Annotated in this window: 16 protein-coding genes; 8 read left to right on the top strand and 8 right to left on the bottom strand. The window is 72.7% G+C overall.

Going from position 1 to position 20,999, the window contains the following annotated elements; translation table 11 throughout:
• The first annotated feature begins 132 nt into the window (after nucleotides 1-132).
• The gene (locus ACFYNO_RS14400; RefSeq protein WP_388010872.1) at nucleotides 133-939 is read left to right on the top strand and encodes a hypothetical protein; all 807 of its coding nucleotides are present in this window, start codon (nucleotides 133-135) and stop codon (nucleotides 937-939) included.
• A 123-nt stretch (nucleotides 940-1,062) separates the two neighbouring features.
• Here the strand turns inward: ACFYNO_RS14400 and ACFYNO_RS14395 are convergent, their stop codons facing one another.
• Together ACFYNO_RS14395 and ACFYNO_RS14390 are read right to left on the bottom strand one after the other, a co-directional pair.
• Nucleotides 1,063-2,340: a hypothetical protein gene (locus ACFYNO_RS14395; protein ID WP_388010869.1), complete on the bottom strand. Its 1,278-nt coding sequence runs from the start codon at nucleotides 2,338-2,340 to the stop codon at nucleotides 1,063-1,065.
• A gap of 114 nt (nucleotides 2,341-2,454) precedes the next feature.
• The gene (locus tag ACFYNO_RS14390; RefSeq protein WP_388010866.1) at nucleotides 2,455-2,877 is read right to left on the bottom strand and encodes a GFA family protein; all 423 of its coding nucleotides are present in this window, start codon (nucleotides 2,875-2,877) and stop codon (nucleotides 2,455-2,457) included.
• Nucleotides 2,878-3,179: 302 nt separating this feature from the next.
• Between ACFYNO_RS14390 and ACFYNO_RS14385 the strand changes: the two genes are divergently transcribed.
• From ACFYNO_RS14385 to ACFYNO_RS14370, 4 genes are all read left to right on the top strand, one after another.
• The gene (locus ACFYNO_RS14385; protein ID WP_388010863.1) at nucleotides 3,180-3,848 is read left to right on the top strand and encodes a hypothetical protein; all 669 of its coding nucleotides are present in this window, start codon (nucleotides 3,180-3,182) and stop codon (nucleotides 3,846-3,848) included.
• Nucleotides 3,849-3,883: 35 nt separating this feature from the next.
• On the top strand, nucleotides 3,884-5,404 hold the full coding sequence (locus ACFYNO_RS14380) for a DNA polymerase Y family protein (RefSeq protein ID WP_388010860.1): 1,521 nt from the start codon (nucleotides 3,884-3,886) through the stop codon (nucleotides 5,402-5,404).
• Between the two features lie 66 nt (nucleotides 5,405-5,470).
• A complete protein-coding gene (locus tag ACFYNO_RS14375; protein WP_388010857.1) occupies nucleotides 5,471-8,785 on the top strand; it encodes an error-prone DNA polymerase in 3,315 nt (1,104 codons plus the stop codon).
• A 100-nt stretch (nucleotides 8,786-8,885) separates the two neighbouring features.
• Nucleotides 8,886-9,194: a hypothetical protein gene (locus ACFYNO_RS14370; RefSeq protein WP_388010854.1), complete on the top strand. Its 309-nt coding sequence runs from the start codon at nucleotides 8,886-8,888 to the stop codon at nucleotides 9,192-9,194.
• A 306-nt stretch (nucleotides 9,195-9,500) separates the two neighbouring features.
• Here ACFYNO_RS14370 and ACFYNO_RS14365 read toward each other — a convergent pair whose 3' ends face one another.
• Nucleotides 9,501-9,770 carry a hypothetical protein gene (locus ACFYNO_RS14365; protein WP_388010851.1) on the bottom strand — a complete coding sequence of 90 codons (270 nt, stop codon included), beginning with the start codon at nucleotides 9,768-9,770 and terminating at the stop codon, nucleotides 9,501-9,503.
• A gap of 144 nt (nucleotides 9,771-9,914) precedes the next feature.
• On the opposite strand from ACFYNO_RS14365, the gene ACFYNO_RS14360 reads away from it, so the two are divergent.
• Nucleotides 9,915-10,769 carry a hypothetical protein gene (locus ACFYNO_RS14360; protein ID WP_388010848.1) on the top strand — a complete coding sequence of 285 codons (855 nt, stop codon included), beginning with the start codon at nucleotides 9,915-9,917 and terminating at the stop codon, nucleotides 10,767-10,769.
• On the opposite strand, the gene ACFYNO_RS14355 is transcribed toward ACFYNO_RS14360, so the two are convergent.
• Complete coding sequence (locus ACFYNO_RS14355) at nucleotides 10,735-11,415, bottom strand: hypothetical protein (RefSeq protein ID WP_388010845.1); 681 nt, start codon at nucleotides 11,413-11,415, stop codon at nucleotides 10,735-10,737. The two genes, ACFYNO_RS14360 and ACFYNO_RS14355, sit on opposite strands and share 35 nt — an antisense overlap.
• A gap of 16 nt (nucleotides 11,416-11,431) precedes the next feature.
• A complete protein-coding gene (locus ACFYNO_RS14350; RefSeq protein ID WP_388010842.1) occupies nucleotides 11,432-14,101 on the bottom strand; it encodes a hypothetical protein in 2,670 nt (889 codons plus the stop codon).
• Nucleotides 14,102-14,563: 462 nt separating this feature from the next.
• Here ACFYNO_RS14350 and ACFYNO_RS14345 point away from each other — a divergent pair, with 462 nt between their 5' ends.
• Nucleotides 14,564-15,619, top strand: coding sequence for a hypothetical protein (locus ACFYNO_RS14345; protein ID WP_388010839.1), 1,056 nt, complete (start codon nucleotides 14,564-14,566; stop codon nucleotides 15,617-15,619).
• Complete coding sequence (locus ACFYNO_RS14340; protein ID WP_388010836.1) at nucleotides 15,619-16,455, top strand: hypothetical protein; 837 nt, start codon at nucleotides 15,619-15,621, stop codon at nucleotides 16,453-16,455. Before ACFYNO_RS14345 ends, ACFYNO_RS14340 begins: the two co-directional genes overlap by 1 nt.
• A 124-nt stretch (nucleotides 16,456-16,579) precedes the next feature.
• Here ACFYNO_RS14340 and ACFYNO_RS14335 read toward each other — a convergent pair whose 3' ends face one another.
• The 3 genes from ACFYNO_RS14335 to ACFYNO_RS14325 all read right to left on the bottom strand — a co-directional run bounded on the left by ACFYNO_RS14335 (nucleotide 16,580) and on the right by ACFYNO_RS14325 (nucleotide 20,980).
• Nucleotides 16,580-16,894, bottom strand: coding sequence for an ASCH domain-containing protein (locus ACFYNO_RS14335; RefSeq protein WP_388010833.1), 315 nt, complete (start codon nucleotides 16,892-16,894; stop codon nucleotides 16,580-16,582).
• A gap of 108 nt (nucleotides 16,895-17,002) precedes the next feature.
• The gene (locus ACFYNO_RS14330) at nucleotides 17,003-18,178 is read right to left on the bottom strand and encodes a hypothetical protein (RefSeq protein ID WP_388010830.1); all 1,176 of its coding nucleotides are present in this window, start codon (nucleotides 18,176-18,178) and stop codon (nucleotides 17,003-17,005) included.
• Between the two features lie 93 nt (nucleotides 18,179-18,271).
• Nucleotides 18,272-20,980, bottom strand: coding sequence for a Gfo/Idh/MocA family oxidoreductase (locus tag ACFYNO_RS14325; RefSeq protein ID WP_388010827.1), 2,709 nt, complete (start codon nucleotides 20,978-20,980; stop codon nucleotides 18,272-18,274).
• Nucleotides 20,981-20,999 lie beyond the last annotated feature (19 nt).

Here is a 20,999-nt window from a genome sequence, read left to right as displayed (position 1 = left end):
CACCTGCACGCGCAGGCTTCCCGCCCTCTGACGCCCGCCGATGCGATCCGGCTCAAGGCAGCCCTGACAGGGTGGTTCGGCTCGGATCACTGGCCCCGCTACCTGGCCGCGGACGGAATCCCCTACGGGGAGATGACATGGCCCCAGCAGTGGCCGTCCGCCTCGATCGAGGAGCGGATGGCGCTTCTCGCCGCGGACGAACCGGACCCGCTGACGGTCTGGCAGAACGCCGACACCGTCTACGCGGACGCACCCATGTGCGACATGGTTACAGCCGCCGCCCAGACCTTCCCCCGTCAGCACGTCCGGCGCGACGAGTTCCTGGCCCCCATCGGCGTCCTCCTCTTCGCCAAGCCCGTCCCGTCGGCCGCCTTCGAATGGTCACGCCCCGACCAGCCGCCCGTCAGCGCCATCACCTGGGCCAGCTGCGACAACGGCGTCAACGCCTTCACCTGGATCCGGCAGCCACCCGGCACCTACGACATCAACGGCGTCACGGTGCAACTCACCGCGCTCTACCCCCACCTCGCCTACATCGTGCCGTGGGACGCCCCCGCAGATGCGGGCACACACGGCGTCTCCATCCTGCGAGCCCTCTCCGCACTCGCCAGACAGCCCCTGACCCGCGAGGACTCCCCGAAGATCCACCAGTCCGTACGCGCCGTCGCCCGCAGCGCCAAGATCCGCCAGGAGAGCTTCCGGCGCATCGCACTCCGCCGCCCCGAGGCCGCCGCTCACGAACTCTCCGCCGCGCGCGCCGCCGCCGAAGGCCGCACGCTGGCTGGCCACTGGGTCCGCGGCCACTGGCGCAACCACTACTACGCCAGCGTCGGCGAGCACCGCCCCATCTGGATCGAAGGCTTTCCCCGCGGAGACTTCACCCGCCCCGCGCCTGCCGGAGACCGCCTGCTGGTGGCACGCGGAGACGGCGCGGTGTGAGCAGGGATCGGCCCCGACGACGAGTACGGGCAACGCCCTACGCGGCGTGCTCCTACGGCATCCATACCCGCGTGGGCTGCCCCGATGCGGCCGAGTACGGCTGAGCCGCCCGGGCTATGGGGGTCAGCGATGGGTGTACCGCTCGGCGAAGGGCGTGCGGACATCCGGGACGTCCACCGCGGCGATCTCGACTCCGGCGCGCCCTGCGGCCTCGAGCACCGCGATGATGTCGCCGGCGGCCAGCGTCTCGGCGGGGCAGCCGCGGCACTCACCGTCCGCGCGGTGCCCTTGCCCGCCGGCCACGATCGACCGGACGTGGCCGAGGGCGTCGAGAGGCCGGTCGACGCGCACCGCGTACCAGGTGCCGGCCCTCCCGGCGGCAGGGAGCCCTGCCGCGATCTCGGGGTAGAAGGGCAGGCTGACCTCGCCGTTCACGCAGCGGACGAGGACGACCTGGTCGAGGTGGTCGCGCTGGTCGGGCTGGGGCTGGTTGAGGGCGAGCCATGCGGCGGCCTCGGAGCGGGTGCCGGGTCCCCACAGGTACTGCGCGGGGAAACGGGTGGTCGCGTGGCGGGCGTCGTACTCCATCAGCCCCGGGTCGTCGTAGACGGCGCGGATGATCAGCCAGGTGAAGTCGTCGTCCGCATCGTCGGCCGTCAGGTCCTCGGCCCTGGCCGCGAAGATCCGGTCCCCGTCCTTCGACCAGCCGAGAGCGACGATGCCCCGTTCGACCGGCGCCGGGTACAGCCGGCCTCCGGGAGTCGGGTGGCCCCACAGGTGATTGATGATCTCGGCGAGGTCGGACAGGGTCCGGGCGGCGTCCACGGGGGTGCTCAGGCCGTACGACCCGTGGGCGACGGCGTTGCGCATGGCCTGCAGCACCGGCTCCAGGGTCCGGTTGCGCTGTCCGCGCAGCAGCCGCTCGCGGCGGGCCCAGGACAGCAAGCCGCCGAGCATCCCGTTGAACCGCACCCAGTCCTGCGGGTCGCCCGCCCGGATCTCCGCGCCCCGTACCTCGCGGAACCGGTCGAAGAATTGCGGATAGCTGCTCACGGCGATGCGGTGAACCCGCCGGCGGCCGTCGCGCACCTCGATGTCCTGGCCGAGGTAGCGGGCGGCGAACCGGTCCCTGAGCGCCTGCTCCAGCGCGAGCTGCGCCTGGTCCTCGACCAGGGTGAACAGCTCGTAGCACAGCACGCCCTGGACGTACGCCGTGCGCAGCTGCTCGAACTTCGCCCGGGTCGTCTCGGCGACGTCGTCGGCCAGATGCAGCCTGGCCACCACCCGCTGCTGGAACTCCGCCGCGTCCTGCGGGCGCATTCTGCCGCCCAGCCCGAGCGGGTTAAACGCGAGGCTCCGCTCGTCGGCTGCCTGCAGTTCCTCGAGCGTCTTGATCTCCATGGACCGGTGCTTGCCTTCCTGGCCGTACCTTCGAGGGTGAACCGGCCAGGATGGGGCTCATATCGGCTGCGGCGCAACCGGATTGACGGACCCGAGCCCGCCGGGCGGCATGACCTACCGGGGCTGCTGCGGCTGGGGCTCCGGGGCGAGGGTGATCGTCATCCACGGCGCGGCATCGGCGCGGTAGCTGTGCCCGACCGGCGCGACGCCGCTCTGGTCGGTCAGGCTGAAGGCCGTAACCATGACCATCGGCGAGTCCTCGGCGACCGAGGCGAGCTGCGTCCCGCACCGCGGGCAGAACGCGCGCAGCAGCGTCGGCCAGCTCGCGTACCAGGCCGGCTCGCCGCCGGGCCCCGTCCAGGTCAGCGTCTCCCCGCGGAAGCCCACCCACAGCATCGCCGGCCCGCCGCCGATCCGGGTGCAAGGCTCGCAGGAGCACAGGTGGGGGTCGTCCGGCTCGCCCGCCGCCTGGTAGCGGATGGCCCCGCACTGGCACTGGCCGGTTCGAACAGCGGGCTGGGCGTCGGCGAGGGTCACGGGGCCTCCCAGGTTGAAGTGCACGGTGGGCAGCCAGCCTTCCACCCGGGCCGGGCCGCGGCGCCGGTGTTCGAAGAAGTCGAACCCCTGCGGGAGGGGAGGTTCACCCGTGCCGGTCAACGCCGCCGCGGCAAGCTGACCGTCGCCCTGCCCGTGGGGTGACCGATCCGGGGTGGACTGGGGCCGGTGAGGGCGCACGGCGACTGACCTGGGCCTTTGTGGATCAAGCGAACGGGTGACGATCTGGCGACGCGGTGTGCGCAGGCTTGCAATTAATAGTGCACTAGTTCGATTCTTGGGGTGTGGAGACGACGATCAGCGCCCTGGCGGCCCAGCTCCAGCCGCCACGGCCGGCACCGGTGGTGCCGGTCTTGCCTGCCCTGGCGGAGCTACTGCCCGAGCGCGGCCTGCGGCCCGGCGCGGCGGTGGTCGTCGGCGGAAGCACGGCGCTGACCCTGGCGCTGGTCGCGGCCGCGACCCAGGCAGGGACCTGGTGCGCGGCGGTCGGCTTCGAGGACCTGGGCCTGGTCGCCGTGGCGGAGTCCGGCGTAGACCTCAACCGGCTGGCGCTGGTTGAGCGGCCCGGGGAGCACTGGGAGGAGGCCGCCACCGCGCTGGCCGACGCGGTCGGCATCCTGCTGCTGCGCCCGCACGGCACGGTCGGGGACCGGGCGGCGGCCCGGATCACGGCGCTGGCCCGGCGGCACGGCTGCGCGCTGGTGGTCGAGGGCGGCTGGCCGTCCGCGCAGGTGCGGCTCCAGGTGATCCGCAGGCAGTGGACCGGGGTAGGGCAGGGGCGCGGCCGGCTGCGGGCACGCAAGGTGCTGGTGGCCACCGGCGGCCGCGGCGCGGCGGCGCGCGGGCGCGAGGTGGGGCTGTGGCTGCCGGACGAGGACGGCGCGATCCGCCTGGCCGAGCCCGCCCGCACCGGCGCGGCCGGGCGGCGCGGTCACCTGGCGGTGGCTACGTGACCGGCACCCGGGCAGGGGAGTGCGACGTGCCGCGCATGGCTGTCGTGTTCTGCCCGGACTGGCCGGTGACCGCCGTGCTCGGCCCGGGCGCCGACCAGGTCGACCAGCGGGTGGCCGTCGTCGAGGGCGGCCGGGTGCTCGCCGCCTCCCAGGGGGCCCGGGCGGTCGGCGTGCGGCGCGGGATGAAGGTCCGCTCCGCGCAGGGCCTCGTCGACGGTCTCGCGGTTCGTGAGCGGCAGGTCGAGGACGAGGCGCGTCTGTTCGAGCAGGTCGCCGAGGCGGTCGCGGCGCTTGCCGCGCACCTGGAGGTGGTGCGCCCGGGCGTGTGCGCGATCCCGGCCGCCGGCGCGGCCCGCTTCCACGGGGGCGAGGAGCAGCTGCTGGAGAGGCTGATCGACGCGGTGGAAGCGTGCGGGTTCGAGTGCCAGGTCGGGATCGCGGACGGCCTGGCGGCCGCGCAGCTGGCGGCTCGGGCACAGCGGATCGTCCCAGCGGGGGCCAGCCCCCGGTTCCTGGCGCCGTTCCCGGTGACGGAGGTCGTGCCGGCTCGGCTGGCGGACCTGCTGGTCCGCCTCGGCCTGGTGACGGCCGGCCAGTTCGCGGCGTTGCCCACCGGGTCGGTGGCGGACCGGTTCGGAGCCGAGGGAGTGGCGGCGCACCGGCTGGCGCGCGGGCTCCAGGCACGGCCGGTGGTGGCTCGGACCGCGTCCGCTGACGTGGCGGTCGAGGAGCGCTTCGAGCAGCCGTACACCCAGGCGGAGCCGATGGTGTTCGCCGCGCTGGGCCTGGCGGAGCGGATGCACGAGCGCCTCGGCGCGGCAGGCCTTGGCTGCGAGCGGTTCGAGGTGGAGGTGGAATGCGCCGACGGCACGACGGCGTCACGGGCATGGCGGCACGAGGGCCTGCTGTCGGCCGGCGCCGTCGCTGAGCGGATCCGCTGGCAGCTGCAGGCGTGGCAGCAGCGGGCCGTGTTCGCCCCGTCCGCCGGCGGGGTGGTGGCGCTGCGCCTGGTCCCGGGCGGGCTGGTGGCTGACCCCGGGAGGCAGCTGTCGCTGCTGGACGGACAGCGCGAGGCAGCGCGGGAACGGATGGAGCGCGCCGCCTCCCGGGTGCAGGCGCTGCTCGGGCACAGCGGCATCGTGATCGCCGAGCTGGCGGGCGGTCGCGGACCCGGGGACCGGGTGGTGCGCACGCCGTGGGGCGACGCGCACCAGGACCGGCGCGCCGACGGGCCGTGGCCCGGACGGCTGCCCGCGCCCTCGCCGACGTGCGTTCCGCACGGACCCCAGTGGGTGCGGCTGCTGGATGAGGCGGGCGAGGAAGTTCGGGTGACCGCCCGGGGGGAGACGCAGACACCTCCATCACGGCTGGTGGTCGGCGGCCGCAGCGTGGATCTGGCTGGCTGGGCCGGACCATGGCCGGCCACCGAGCGGTGGTGGAGCGCAGACGATGCCTCCCGCCTGGCCCGCCTCCAGATCACCACCACCGAGGGGCACGCCTTACTGCTCGCCGTCGAAGGCGGGCGCTGGCGCATCGAGGGCGCCTACGACACCTGAACACGACCGCACCGCACCCGCCCGCGGTGCGGTCCCCGAGCACCCCAGCACGACCAGGAACCACCGATGGCCAAGTTCGAAAGCCACCCCCACACCCCGTGGGCCGAGCTCCAGGGCCGCATGTCCACCCCGGCCGCGGCCGGTGCCCGGGGCGACCGGACAGTGCTGCCGTTCCCCGCCCCCGCACCCGAGCCGCAGCCGACTGAGCCGAAGCCCCCAATGCGACCGGGGGCAGGGCCCGGCTGGGCCGAGCTCCACGTCCACTCCGCTTTCTCCTTCCTGGACGGCGCCTCCCCGGTCGAGGACCTGGTCGCCGAAGCCGCACGCCTGGGCACGCACACCCTCGCCGTCACCGACCATGACGGCCTCTACGGGGCGTCCGTGCTGGCCACCGAGGCCCGCCGCGCCGGCATCGCCACCGTGTTCGGCGCGGAGCTGACCCTGGACGCCGACCTCGCGCCGACCGGCGTCCCGGACCAGGACGGCGAGCACCTGCTCGTCCTGGCCCGCGGCCCCGAGGGCTACCGGCGCCTGGCCAAGACGATCGGCGACGCGCACCTGGCTGGCCAGGGCAAACGCCGACCCCTCTACACCCCGGACCTGCTGCCCGACGCGGCCGCCGGCCACTGGGCGATCCTGACCGGCTGCCGCAAAGGCGCGGTCCGCCGCGCCCTGGAAGTCGAGGGCCCCGCCGGCGCGGAACGCGAACTGCGCGCCCTCGCCGAGCGGTTCGGACCCGACAACATCGCGGTCGAGCTGACCGACCATGCCCTGCCCGGCGACGACGACCGCAACGACGCCCTGGCCGACCTCGCCCGCCGCACCGGCCTCACCCTCGTCGCCACCACCGCCGCCCACCACGCCTCCCCGGCCCAGATCCGCCTCGCCCACACCCTCGCCGCGCTGCGCCAACGCCGCACCCTCGCCGAGGCCGAGCCCTACCTGGCCGCGGCCGGCACCGCGCACCTGCGCTCCGCCGCCGAGATGGCCGCCCTCCTCGCCCCCTGGCCCGGCGCCCAGCACAACACCGTCGACCTCGCCGCCGCGTGCGCGTTCGACCTTACGGCCCTCGCCCCGCAGCTCCCCGGTTTCCCGGTGCCGCCTGGCCACACCGAGGCCGGGCACCTGCGCGAGCTCACCCTGCGAGCGGCCGCCACCCGCTTCGCACCGGACAACGACCGCGCGCACCAGCAGATCGCCTACGAGCTCCAGGTGATCGACCAGCTGAACCTCGCCGGCTACTTCCTGATCGTCCACGACCTCGTGGACTTCTGCCGCCGCGCCGACATCTGGTGCCAGGGTCGCGGCTCCGCCGCCAACTCGGCCGTCTGCTATGCGCTCGGCATCACCAGCGTCGACCCGATCCACTATGGCTTGCTGTTCGAACGCTTCCTCAGCCCTGAGCGCGACGGCCCGCCGGACATCGACCTCGACATCGAACACCGTCGCCGGGAAGAAGTGATCCAATACTGCTACGACACCTACGGCCGCGATCACGCCGCCCAGGTCGCCAACGTCATCTCCTACCAGCCCCGGCTCGCCGTCCGCGATGCCGCCCGCGCGCTCGGCTACGCTCAGGGCGACCTCGACCGCTTCTCCCGGGAGACCGGCTGGCACGAGATGCCGCCCCCCGACGCACCGGTGCCCGAGGACGTACGCGACCTGGCCGGGCAACTACGCGGTCTGCCGCGCCACTTGGGTATCCACTCCGGCGGCATGGTCCTCGCTGCGCGTCCGATCGCGGAGACCTGCCCGACCGAATGGGCATCTATGCCCGGCCGCTCAGTTTTGCAGTGGGACAAGGACAGCGTGGCGGCCGCCGGCTTGGTCAAGATCGACTTGTTGGGCCTGGGGATGCTGTCCGCCCTCCACGACTGCTGCGACCTGATCGCCCGTCACCACGGCCGCCGCCTGGATCTCGCTTCCATCCCGCCGGACGACCCGGCCGTCTACGAGATGCTCTGCCGGGCCGACACCGTCGGCGTCTTCCAGGTCGAGTCCCGCGCCCAGGCCTCTGCCCTCCCGCGGCTGAGGCCCCGGACGTTCTACGACCTGGTGGTGCAGGTCGCCCTGATCCGGCCCGGCCCGATCCAGGGCGGATCGGTGCACCCCTACATCCGGCGCCGCAACGGGCACGAGAAGGTCGTGATCCCGCACCCGCTGATGGAACGCGCCCTGGCCAAGACGCTGGGGGTGCCGCTCTTCCAGGAGCAGATGATGCAGCTGGCCATCGACTGCGCGGGCTTCACGCCCGCCGAGTCGGACCGGTTGCGTCAGGCGATGGGCTCCAAGCGCTCCCTGGAGCGGGTGGCCGAACTGCGGGCCAGACTGCTGGCCGGGATGGCGGAGCGCGGCATCCCGCCCGAGGTCGCCGACGACATCTACCTGAAGATCGAGGCTTTCTCGTCGTACGGCTTCCCCGAGAGCCACTCGGCTAGCTTCGCGCTGCTCGTGTACGCCAGCGCCTGGCTCAAGCACCACTACCCCGCGGCGTTCTGCTGCTCGTTGCTGGCCAATCAGCCGATGGGCTTCTACAGCCCGAACACGCTGATCGCCGACGTGCGCCGCCACGGCGTCCAGGTCCTGCCCGCCGACGTCAACCACTCCCAGGCAGAACCGACCCTCGAACCCGCGCCGACCGAAGCAGGGCGTGCCGACCAGCCGGCGATCCGGCTCGGCCTCGCCGCGGTCCGCAGCCTCAGCGCGGAACAGGCCAAGCAGATCGCTGCCGGTCAGCCCTACACGTCCCTGGAGGACTTCGCCCGCCGTACCGCGCTGGGCGCACCCGAGCTCGAAGCCCTGGCCACCGCCGGAGCGTTCACCAGCCTCGGCGTCAGCCGCCGCCAAGCGCTCTGGTCAGCCGGGCTGCTGGCCCGCACCACCGACGCCATGCTCCCCGGCACCGCCCCCGCCCTCGCCGCCCCCGCCCTCGCCGCCCCCGCCCTCGCCGCCCCGCCCGGCCTGCCGGAGATGACCCCCGTCGAGGAGACCATCGCCGACCTGTGGGCCACCGGCACCTCCACCACCCACCCCGTCCAGTACGCCCGCCCCCACCTGCAACACTGCGGCGCGCTCACCGCCGCCGACGTCAAACTGGCGCCGTCCAACCGACTCGTCACCGTCGGCGGCCTGGTCACCCACCGCCAACGCCCTCCGACGGCCGGCGGCGTCATGTTCCTGTCCCTGGAGGACGAGACCGGGCTGATCAACGTCGTGGTGCAGCCCCACGTCGCCCAGCGCCACCAACGAACCGCCCTTCAAGCAGCAGGTCTGATCATCAGCGGCACCCTCGAGCGCCGCGACGGCGCGACGAACCTCGTCGCGACCCGCTTGGCGCCGCTCACCCTCGGCCCGACGCCCAGCAGCCGCGACTTCCGCTGAAGCGCACCAGCCGCGGCAGCCAGCTCCGGCCCAGCAGCTCGTCGCACCCGGTCGGCGGAACCGGCGAGGGCAGCGCACCGTCACCTCTAGAGTGGCCGACGTGTTGAAGAGCTTCCCGGTGACCTCGGACGAACCCCTGCTCGTGCTGCTGGCGGCCCGGCTGCGGCGTTTGTGGCGGTCGGCCGCAGGGCACTGGGAGTGGCTCGTGCACGACGTCGAGCGGGGTATCGTGCGCCGGGAGCGCACCAAGCGGGCCGCAGTCCGATGGGGAGACCAGTGGGCGGCCTTTCATGACGACCCGGGTCTCGCGTTCATGATCCTCCCGGAGGACCGCTGCGCGGTCTGGGGCATCGACCCGACCGAGCCCGAGCTGTACCCGGGCGACGCCTACATCAACGGCCCGGTGTAGTCGGCCCTTTGCCAGGCCGATGGTCGTCACGGATGCTGAACTGACCGACCTGGCCGCACCGGTTCGAGCCGGGTTGGCCCTCTGCCCGCCGGTCTGCGCGTTCCCGAAAGCCTCGCAGCTCACGTTCGACGACGCCCACCCCGGGCGGATGACCGTCACCACCTTCGACCAGAAGCTCCCGCCGCTCCGCCTCGACCACGCTGTCGCCGGCGGGGTGCTGACCGCGAGGTGCTGCGCCGCGGCCGGCGCGCGGCCAGCCGTTCTCACCGGAGCAGGGGAGCCCGGTGACGAGCCGCTGGCGCCCTGCTACCGGCTGGACCAGTGCGGACAGGCGGCGTCGTGGATCGTGACGAAGGCGACGGTCGAGCCCCAGACCTGCCGCTCCCGGATCGCGCTGCAGCACGTCGGCAACGGGCGGTCGCCGACCGGTGGGGCGGGGCGCGGGATGTCGGCTTCGTCCTCGCCGGCCACCTCGAAGCCGTCCGCGACCCTGAAGCGGTCCGCCGTCGGGAACGGCCGGAGGACCAGCCCCGTGACCGGGATCGCGGTCTTCGGCCTTCGGCGGCGTCTCCTCATTGCTCCAGCATGCCCGCCTGCGCAACCTAGATGGCCGACATTGCCGCAGTGTCGCTGCGATCAGCAGCAGTCGGAGCCCTGGCCCCGGGCCGGCTTCTATGCTGACGCGCTGACGGGTTCGACGACGTGGTGCGGGAGAACGGCGTGACTGTGAAGAGCGATGGCAGCGAGAAAAACCGGCTGGAGCCGCTCCCGAACGTCGTGCGGCAGCTGTGGGTGTTCTCGGGCAACGAGTGCGCGTGGCCGTCGTGCGAGGTCCGCCTTGTGGATCCGTCCGGGGCCTGGGTGGGGAAGATCGCCCACATCGTGGGGGCCGAGCAAGGCAGCGCCCGGCATGACCCGGCCTGGTCCAAGGACGAGCTGCGGGACTACAGCAACCTGATCCTCCTGTGCGGCAACCACCACGACGTCATCGACCATGTGAACAGCCGCGACCAGTTCACCGTCGAGACACTGAGAGACCTCAAGGAGCGCCACGAGTCCAGGTACCGCTTCGGTCTGGCTCGGATGGAGGAGGCGTTCTTGAACGTCACCAAGTCCAACATGGTGCGCCCGTGCACGACCCTGCAGCAGTTCTGGCTCGGAGACGACGAGGAGGAGCGCGAGGGCATCGTCGAAGCCGTCAACGAGATCGCGCGCTACCTGGCGACGGTCACCACCGCCGCCCGCGAAGTGCTGGCCTTCCTCGTCGCGCGGTACGAGCCGATCGACATCTGGGAACTGGCCCGCCACAACGGCGAGGCCGAACCGGTCCGGACCGGGCGCATCATCACGGAGCTGGAGAACCGCAAGCTGGTCTGGGTAGACGACGAGCCCTTCGAGGGCGATCTCCCCAACCGGGTGCACCTGTGGACCGGAGGCCTCACCGGCAAGAGCGAGAGCAACGTCCTCGACGGCTGGGACGACTTCTGGGAGATGCTGCGCGACCATCTCGCCGATCGAACCGATACCACGGTGGACGACGTCATCGTCGGCCTCGACTTCTCCCTGCTGGATTGACCAGCCATCGACTGGCCACCGGAACCACGGGCCGCACGAGGGGAGCGTCAGTAGAGGGGCCAGGCCGAGCGCGGGGTGTGCAGGCGGGCCTCGGTGACGCCGGCGGCGCTGCCTCCCGGTACGCGGCCAACTGCTCCTCGGCCTGCTCCAGGACCTGCGACCAGCCGGCCATGGCCTTCCACGCCTGCGCGCCGAACTCGTCGCCCGAAAGCCACGGCCGCAGCAGCTCCCGCACCCGGGCGTCGTCCTTGCGCGGCGAGCGGTCCAGCGCGATGGCGTACCCGAGCCAGGTCCGTGCCCGAGTGTCCTCGCGCAGCGAGCCGACGAACCGGTCCGCCGCCACCGTGAGGGAGCACGCCCGCCACAGGGCGACCACCGCGTCCGGCAGCAGTCCGGGCAGCCGTCCCGTGCAGCGGGCGCAGATCTGGTCCAGCACGTCCAGCAGCACCAGCTCGTTCGGTTCGCCCGCCGCCCGCGCGGCATGCTGGCAGTGCTCCGACCACTGCTTCTTCTCGGTCGGGACGTGCCACTTCCCGCCCCCGCCCGAGCGCACCAGGCCGACGGTGGCCTCGGTCACCGCCGGGAGCGCCATCCCCAGCCGCTCCAGGTCGGCGCGCGCCAGCACTTCGAGGTCACGCCGGGCCATCGGCTCCCCGCTTCTCCTACTCGTTCTTGTCCTCGTCGCCGTGCCGGCGCCCGTGGAACATCATCGAGGTTCCGCCTTCGGGCAGGTACCAGCCGTCCGCGGCCATGTACGGCGGGATGTAGGCCGGATTGGTGTCGGTGTTCAGGGGCGAGTCGGCGTCGGTGACATCGTGGATCACCCGGCGCTGGACCTCCCGGAAGTCGTAGCCGTCGGGTCCGTCGACCTCCCAGGTGATGTCCCGCAGCGCGGCCCGGCAGTCCTCGGGCCTGTCGGCGATCTCGACCATCGGGTGGGCCTCGATCAGCCCCCCGTACAGGCACAGGACGATCAGGAGCTGGCAGAGGCGGTCGGAGAACTCGCCGAAGCCGTACTCCTGCCCGCAGCCGCATGACGGGTCGTGGGCGTGGACGTCGAACTCCACCTCATAGGGCTTGCCGGTCAGCGCGTAGGCGGGGAGGGGTTGGCCCGGGCCGCTGGGGCACGGGTGGGTGGTGTCGAACAGGTTGATCCAGACCTTGACGGACGTGGCCGCAAAGCCGGTGTACTCCGCTTCCAGGGCCTTCTCCAGGCGCTGGTGGGCCGCGTACGCCTTCTCGTCCACACTCTTCCAGCCCTCGCCGAGCCGGTGCCCGGCCAGGTGCAGGAACCGGTCGGTCAGCAGGGACAGCTCCTCGGCCGTCGGCAGCGTCCCGTCCGCCGTACCGGACGTGTCAGCAGGCGCGGCGGCGGCGTCCTGGTGGCCGGCAGCGGCGTCGTCGTGGTGGGTCGGCCAGACCTGGGTGAGTTCCTCACCTGGTTCGGCGCGGCGGACGAGCGCGAGGTCGGACAGCATCATCCCGAAGAAGGAGTGGCCGTCCCACACGCTCAGCCAGGGCACGTCCACCGGGCCGGTGCTGTGCGGGTGGACGTCGGTGACCTCGACGCAGACCTGCACTGGCTCGGGGAACTGGGCGTCGGGCCCGTACCACAGGGCCAGCACCCGGGTCCGGGAGCCCAGGTACTGCCGGGCCTGGCGCACCGCGTGCCGGCTGTGGTCCGAGGGGATCCACCAGCCGTCTCGCGTCCAGGCGTGGTCGGCGTCGACCATCAGGGGGCCGCCCGCGTCGTAGAGCGTTCCGGCGGCCTGCCGACGAGCCTCGGCCCGCAGCGCCGCGCACGGCTCGCCGGCCGGGGCGGTGCTGCCCAGGCCCTCGGCGTCCGGCCCGGTGACCGGCGCGCCGTCCCAGGCCGGGACGCCCGGCGGGGCGAAGGGGAGCGTGCCCAGGATGACGGCGACCTGGTTCGCCCGGTCGATGCCGTGGCTGATCCGCGCATCCGCACCGGTGGCGGCCGGGCGCTCGTCGTCGTCCTGCGCTCCGTAGCGGCGCCGCGGGTCGTCGGGCTCCTCGTCCACGCTGTGCCCGAGCAGCATCGGCAGCAGCTGGTACTTGAGGAGGGCTTCGAGGCCGCTCTCGACGTTCGAGGCGTCCCCGGTGACCGCGAACGGCTTCATCGTCTGTCCGAGGCCGTCGCTGAGCGAGTGGACGAGGTGGTAGGGGGTGCGGTGGCGGTCCCGCTCGAAGGCCTGCGTGGTCAGGGCCACCGCGAAAGCGATCGCCGCCGGCCACAGCGCGTCCCTCCAGCGCACGCCCACCTCGCGGCACAGAGCCTTCGCCTCAGTGCGGGCGGTGGGGTCATGGCGGTCGACGGCGTCGACGAGCGCGGCCACGGTCGCGCCGGCGCCCAGGCGCCGGAACATCGGGTGGCGGTCGGCGGGCGGCGGCAGCCAGATCCAGGAGCGGGTCAGCGGCTCACCCCAGCGTTCCATCACGAACGGCCAGCCGCCGCGCTCCCGCAGCGCGCGGTCGAGCCGGGCGCGCAGGTTCGCCCCGCACGTCAGTGCGAGGACGGCCGCGACCGCGTCCCAGCCCGCCGGGGCGGACAGGTCCTCGTACAGGAGACGGTCAAGCTGGACGGCGAGATACGGAAGGTCGGTGCGGTAGGGCTGGTCGCCGTCGAAGACGCACGCCGGGCACACCGGCTCGGCGCCGGGCGAGTTCCCCAGCAGGTGATGCTCGGGGTAGCGGTCGCCACAGATCGGGCACGGCGTGGTGGAGCGCTCCTCCATGCCCCGCACCCTGGCCAGCCGGGTCCGGCCGAGCCCGGTGTCCAAGCGCCGCGCGGTGGCGCGGACCGGCTCGGTGGAGCAGTCAGCCAGGCCGTCCTCGAAGTCGTCCACGGTGGCGTTCCCGGCCGGGCACATCGCCGTCAAGTAGAGCGGCTTGGCCAGATCGCACTGCTCGGGGTCGTCCGGGTCGCGCTCCTCGCCGCCGTCGTCGTTGTCGTCGTCGCGTCCCACCGACAGGCTCAGCCCGGCGACGGGCCCGGCGTACGCGGTGAGGCCAAAGCACTCCAGGTCGGTGTCTTCACCCGCGCCCCAGCCCAGGCGGCGGAACTCCTCGACCAAGGCCTTCAGGTAGTCCTTCGCGAGGAACGGGCCCGGATCCGGCGCGAGTGCGCCCTGCTCGGCGAGGAGGCGTACGGCCTCGGCGCGGCCGGCCTCGTCCAGGACCTCGGGCAGCAGTCCCTGCTCGGCGGCGTCAACGACGCGCTGCAGAGCACGTTGGTAGCCCATCCGCGTCTGCGCGTGGAGGGCCTTGGCGATCTGCTGGCGGTTGGTGGGGTGCGTGCTGTGCTTCGGTGACAAGACGGCTCCTGCGCGCTCCAAGCCGTGCCGTCCCACCACGACACATGCCAGAGCGCGTACAGGGGCGGTCACACGATGATTGGAAGCGCCAAGCATCACCACTGCATCACCCTCCAGCGGCAGCTGGATTCGCCACGGCCCGGAGGTGGGTCCGGGCAAGGCACGTCACGGTGAGGTGCGTTTCCCTTGATGATATCGAGCAGCTTGCCGACCACGGACGCGGAACGCCAAGTCCGCCTGGAGCCGGCGTTCGAGTGTGGTGGGGCAGCACGGGTGGGTATGCTCGGGACGCCGCGTCCCAGGGGGCGTGTTCTCGTCGGCCTGACCCACCGTTGGCCGTGCGAGTGAACCGAGCCGGCGCTCGGCCCCGGAGAGCAGATGCAGTGTCCGCGCCCGGCCTGTCGGTCCCGGCGCACCGAGGTGGGCGGTGCGGTATCGCGGGGCCGAGTTCAGGAGAGCGCTGTGTCCAACTCCCCCCGTACGTCCCCCACGCACTTCTCCCGGATCGCCCGGCGGCTCGACGACGAGACCGGCATGGGCTACCAGAAGGCTCTCGCCGAGGTCCGGAACAAAGCTGACGAGATCATGCGCATGGGCGGGCGGCTGGACGCCGCCGGCCGCGACATGGCGCTGCGCCTCCTGCTGCACCAGAGCATCGAGTTCTGGGGTCCTGGTGTGGGGGCACACCCGTGGCCGCAGTCCTACCACCCGGTGTCGATGACGTGGTCGCCGAGCCGCCCGTGCGAGGAGGCGTTCCAGGCGGCCGCGCGGGCCGGCGGGCAGGGGCAGCCGGAGCCGACCGGCGACGAGTTTGACCCGTCCTACCTTGCCGCGGCAGGAGTCGAACCCCTGGACTACTACGGCACCCCCGACGACGAGGAATGGGACGAGGACGGCGAGGACGGGGCCCAACCCTCCCGCTGCGAGCCGGTCGACGAGCCGGACCGGTGGCAGCGGCACGTACTGACCCAAGGAGTACGCGCGGTCTACAGGCTGCCCGTCGCGCACAGCCTGGAGTTCTCCGAGCGGGCGGAACTGCAGGGGCTGCCCGCACCCGCGGCGGCGGCCCGGCTGGAGAACCTGATCGCGCAGCGTCCGGCGGCTGTGGAGGCATATGTCCTGCGGGCCGAACAGGTCCTCGCGCAGGCCCGGGAACGAGGGGAGGAGCCGGATCGGGCCGCGCTTGTGGAGGCCCGCAGGTGGTACGAGTGCGCGGTGGCCGTCGCCGAAGTCCCACTGCAGTTCCCCCTGTACGACGGCCGGGAAACCGGCCCGGCGCTGCCGTGGCGCGTGGAGGCCAACCGCCCGCTGCTGCGGGCGCTGCACGGGCTGGCCGGTGTCGCGCACAGGCAGAAGCGCTGGAACACCGCCGAGATGATCCTGTTCCGACTCCTCTACCTCGACCCGCAGGACCAGCAGGACGCCGCGCCGCTGCTGAGCCAGGTCCGCGAGGCCGCAGGCCTCCTACCGCCCGACCGAACCAGCCCGACGAACCCCGGCCCGAGGAAGAACACCTGATGACGACAGTGACCGAGGACGGGCTGCGCACGATGCTCGCCGAGCGCAGCGGCCTGGACCGGGACAGCCTGTGGTACCCCGTCTACGCGGTGCCGCGTGACTTCAACCTGGCATGGCCGCTGACGGACGAGCAGGCCGACGACGTGCTGCAGGAGTTGCTGGACGGGCTACGCCGTGTGCTGCCGGCACCCCAAGTGGAATCCGGGCCGGACGGCGAGACCGGCGCGGGCGAGCGCTACGTGTACCTGTCGGAGATCACTGACCGCTACGAGCGCTGCGACACCCGACGGATCCTCGAGCGGCTTCACGACCGCGGGATCACCCCGGCACGTCTCGACTTCGGCGGCGAGGACTGGCGGATGCCCGCCCCGTACACAGGAGAAGGCGACCCGCCGGTCGACCGGGCCCTCGCCCTGCGCGAGCGCACCGGCGACAGCGCCGCCTACCGGGCCGCGCTGCTCGCCGCAGTACGTGAGGACCCTCGGCAGATCGACTGCTGGGCACACCTGGGCAACGACGCCCTTGAGCGCGCCGGCTCGGATGCGACGGCACTGACCGAAGCCCTCGGCTACTACCAGACGGCCGTCGCCGTGGCCGAACTGTCGCTGCCCCCGGCGTTCACGGGCGTTCTCGCCTGGTCGCAGCTGGACAACCGGCCGTTCCACAGGGCTCTGCACGGGCTCGGACTCGCCTGGTGGCGGCTGGCGGAGACGTCGAAGGCCGCGGCGGTCATGAGCAACAGCCTGCGGACCAACCCCAACGACAACCAGGGCGTGCGCTACATGATCAGCAAGGTGAAGAAGGGCACACCGTGGAGCCGGACCGCGGAGAACTGATGGGACCCGGCGCCGCCGACCCACGGCCCGACTGCTCCTCCGCCTTGCGCGCGACGTCGCGGCCGCAGCCGCGGCACGGGAGCCCCGAACGGTCGGCGACCCGGCCGCTGTCCTCGATGAGGCATCAGATCTTCTTGATCCCGATCGCCAGACAGCCCAGCCTCTCTTTCGCGGGCGGGTAGATTCGGCGGATCGCCTTCAGCTGCTCGTGGCGCGAGGCGGTCGGGTTCACCGACTCGATGCCTTCGTTGTCCAGCAGCTCCTCGAAGTTCGCGTAGCGAGTCACACTCGTGACCTGGGTCAACGTGGACTCTTGCCCGCAGAGGAACCTGATCTGCTGACCCGGTGCGAGGTCGAGCAGTTCGGGGTAGGCGACACGGACTTCCACTCGCTTCCGGCCGGCCGCCACCAGGTCGTAGTACTGCTGGTACAGCGACATCTCGCGGACAGGGGCGGCGTCTGACGGTTGCCGATTCATCATTCACCTCTGGAGATCGATGCCTGGGGGTCGTGGTCATGAGTCGGCGGCAGGGGCCTGTCCGCGCGATCACCGGCCTGCTGCGAAGTGGGAGGCAAGGCTCCTGAGGAAGGCGGTGTTCGCCGTGTGGTCGTGGCCGAGGTCGACGGCTTGCCTGGGCAGGGCGTTCAGGTGTGCGATAACGGCGGATCGGGCTTCGGGGTGCCCGCTGCCGCTGCCGCCGGTGAGCCCGAACAGGTCGGGGTAGCGCTCGGCCCCGTCGGAGGTGACGAAGATGGAGGGGGTGATCTCGGTTGCGCGTTCCGTGCTGATCCGCGGTACGGCACTGGCGGACGGATCGACGCGGGGCAGGAGGACGGCGGCGGCCACCGCGCTGGTGGCCTGCGTCAGGCGGAACCAGCGGGAGAGTTGCTCGGGCCAGACGTGCGCCTTGAGTTCGCGGCCCCTCTGCGTCCGCATGGGCGATACGCGTCCGGCTATCAGGGCTTCGGTGACCTGCTGGTGCTGGGTGGGGTGCGGTGACTCGCCGTCGCCGAGGTGAGCCCCGGCGGTGCTGGTCCAGGCGAGCGCTTCGAGGAGACCGAGGCCGATGGCGGCCGCCGACGGCCACGGCAGGAGGTCGAGTTCGCCCGCGGTGTTGACTCGGGCGAAGCAGCAGTCGTTGGCCAGGAGCGCGCAGCCGTCGGCGGCGAGGGTCAGGGCGGTGGTGGTCTTGCCGGAGCCGGAGTCTCCGAGGGCCAGGAGGGCGGTGCCGTCGGCGAGGACGGTGGCGGAGGCGTGGAGGAGGACCCAGCCGTCGGCGATGAGCTGGGCGCGCATGAGTTCGCGGGTGAAGCGGGTGACGGCGGTCGCCAGCCGGGTGGGCCGGTCGGAGGTGGAGGTGGGGGCGAGAGGGCTGCTCGCGGCGATGTCGAGGCGGCGGGCGGCCGGGGTGTAGCGGTAGTGCAGGACGGGGGCGGTCAGGGTCCGGGCCGTCACCACGCCATCAGGGTGGCGGGTGTAGCGGATTCGCTCGCGGGCGAAGACGGCCTCATCGGTCAGGCCGTCCGGGTCCGGAGCATCCGCTGCGCTGCAGGTGCGGCGGGGATCGTCGGTGGCGGTGACCAGGGGGCCGTTGCCGTTCGTGCCGGGCGTGGCTGTCCAGGAGGAGCCGAAGTAGCGCTCTGCCCAGTCGGTCACGGTCCGGGTGTCGGAGCGGATGGTCACCGCCCGGTGGCCGGCGGCAACGGTGAGCGTGTGGAGCACGGGAACTCCTTCCGAGCGGTTCCGTGAGGTGGCACGGCCCGGCGGACGGGCAGGGAGTCGTCCGCCGGGCCCGCGCTGAGGCGGTGGGAGGGGCTACGCGGTGGCCGGGCGCGGGGCCGGGAGGTGCTGCGGGGCGCGGGAGCGAAGCACCTCTGCCAGGGCGGCGATGCGCCGCAGCGGGGCAAGGTCGGGTGCGGGTGGTGGCGGGTCGGCGAGTAGTGCGGTGACCGCGTGGTGGACGGATGTCCTCAGGGGCGAGTCGTGCAGGACCTCGTCGTGAACGACCTGGCCGTCGCGGACGGCGGTGATGCGGTGGTGGTTGCGCTCGAGTTGCCAGCCGCCGGGGGCGGTGACCGGGTCGAGGTGGAGGGTGAACCGGGTTACTCCGGCGTGGGCCGTGACGTGCCGGTAGCGGTCGTCGGCCGTGCGCAGGCCCTGGCGCCAGGGCGGCCGAGGCTCGGGCGTGGTGTCATCGGCGGGGCAGGGTCCGAGGATGGAGGAGGTCAGTGCGAGCCGGATGGTGCTGCCCTGTTCGGAGTGGAGGGTGGTGCGTTCGGTCAGGGCGGGGACGAACAGGCGTGCGTCCCAGGTGGGGTCGGTGTCAGCGGCGGCCGGGTCGGTGGCCAGATACGCGTCCCAGTCGTGCGGGGGCAGGATCTCGCGCAGGACGGCGAGCATGTGCAGCCACTCGTACCCGAGCACCCCGTAGGTGCGGTCGACGAACCGTCCTGCGGCGCTGTCGGGGCCGCGGTCCTTGGTGAAGACGACCTGGATGCGGTCGATCGGTGCACCGGGCTCCAGGTGGGTGACGAGGTCGGTGAACGCCCGTACCGCGGTGGAGTGCCGGTACTGGTCGTTCACGATCACGCGGGCGCCGGGGTGATGGGCCAGCAGGTCGGTGAATGCGTCGATCTCGTGGCCCTGGCAGGCCGGCTTCTCCAGTAGGACGCGGGCAGCGGGGTTGCGGGCCAGGATGGTGCGCAGCACCGGGAGGTGGTCGGCGGTCGGGCAGCAGATCGACCACAGGTCGATGCCGGCCGCCATGGCGGCCGGCAGTTCGCCGACTTCGTGGCGGAAGGTGTGCGGTGAGGCGGGCAGGTCCTGGTGCTTGGGGTCGATGATCGCCATGGTGGCGCCGAGTTCGGTGAGGAACTGGGCGTGCAGCCGGCCGGCGACGCCGTACCCCACGACGGCGGCCCGACTCAGGGCCGGACGGCGCCCTTGGAGGGGCACGGCGGGCAGGCGGGCGGGCTGTGGGGCGATGTAGAGGTCGTAGTAGGCGTCCAGCAGGCCAGCCGCGGTGATGGCCTCGTTGGCTGGGGCGGCGTGGAGTCCGGGGGGCAGGGCGGCGGGGTCGGCGCACAGGGCGGTGGCGGCGATGAGGGTGCCGGCGCGGTAGGCGTCGTAGCCCTGGTTGGGGATGGAGTCGGCCTCGAAGAGGTTCATCGAGCGGCCGTTGCCGAGCAGCGTTGCCGTCCGCCTGCCGGGCAGGGGGAAGCGCAGGCCGATGCCGGGGATCTCGGTGGCGTCCTGGCGGCGCGGTCCCTCGGTCAGGGCGGAGAAGTCGCGGGTGGCGAACGGCGCCAGCAGGACCCCGTCGGGCAGCAGCGCCAGGTCGTCCTCGGTGAGGGCGATCTCTCCCGTGGTTCCGATCACCAGGAACGGGGCCTCGGCGGTGAGGGCCTGGCGGGCGGTGCGGTGGGTGGTGTAGCCGGCCTCGGCGGCGCCGATCAGCGCGAGCAGGTCGGTGTCGACGACCGAGACCCGGCAGCCGAGGGTGCGCAGCGCCGGGGCCAGGCGCGAGCCGAGGGTGCCGTGGCCCAGGATCAGGACGTGGCGGCCGATGAACTTGCGGTCGGGCACGATGGCGCGCAGGCGGCGCAGACAGGAGTCGGCGATCTCCAGGTAGCCGAGGTGGGTCTTGACCTGGGAGCGGGCCAGGTTCAGCACGGGGATGGCCAGAGGGCCGGCAGCGGTGATCCGCTTGATCCCGCTGACCGTCAGTTCGAGGGCTGCGTCGACCCGGCGCGGCGCCGCGGTGGCGCCGTAGCCGCGGGCCAGCAGACCCCCGTCGTCCACCACCAGGACGCGGCGGCCGGCCGTGTGGGCCTGGTCGATGAACGCGTCGACGGCCGCGGTGACGCGTTCCAGTTCGGCGGTGTGCGCGTCGGGGTCGTTGACGGCGCCGTTGTCCAACACGTCGCTGCGGTAGCCCCGGGCGAGGAAGGTGGCGTGGACGCGGTCGCGGTTGAACGTGCGGTCGCCCTTGTCGAGGGCGAAGATCCACTGCGCGGGGATGCCGGCGCGCTCCATGCCTAGCAGGAAGCCGACGGAGTGCTCGAGGTAGTGGTCGCGGAAGAGCAGCGCCCACTCCTGGAACGCCGGGTGCCCGGTGCTGTAGCGGTCCACCAGGGGCATGGAGGCGCGGATGCCGTCCAGCTCGGCGGCGGTGTAGGGCAGGACGACCTCGGCCAGGCGCTGGTGGAGCTCTCGGGCCAGGTGCGCGCCCTCGCCCGGGCCGGGGTCGATCAGGATGTCGAGTGCGGCGGGCGGCGGGAGCTGGAAGCCGAGGGTGCGCGGCGGCTGCGGCGCCAGCGCCTGCCACCGCACCGTCACCAGCGGCACGGCGGCGGGCGAGGCGCCAAGGGCAAGGGCGGAGTCCCCGCGAGGGTGGCAGACCAGGCCATGGCGCTCGGCGAGCGCCTGGGCCGCCTCGCGAACCGACTCGGGGGTGGCCGGGCCGCGCAGGACTATCCACGCCCCGGGATCGGTCAGAGCTGCTGTGCTGATCGGAACCTCCATGGGTGCGACCCGCCGGCGG

The organism is Kitasatospora sp. NPDC006697, assembly GCF_042869935.1.
In the GTDB taxonomy this organism is placed as follows: Bacteria; Actinomycetota; Actinomycetes; order Streptomycetales; family Streptomycetaceae; genus Kitasatospora.
This window is presented reverse-complemented; position numbering and strand designations above follow the sequence as displayed.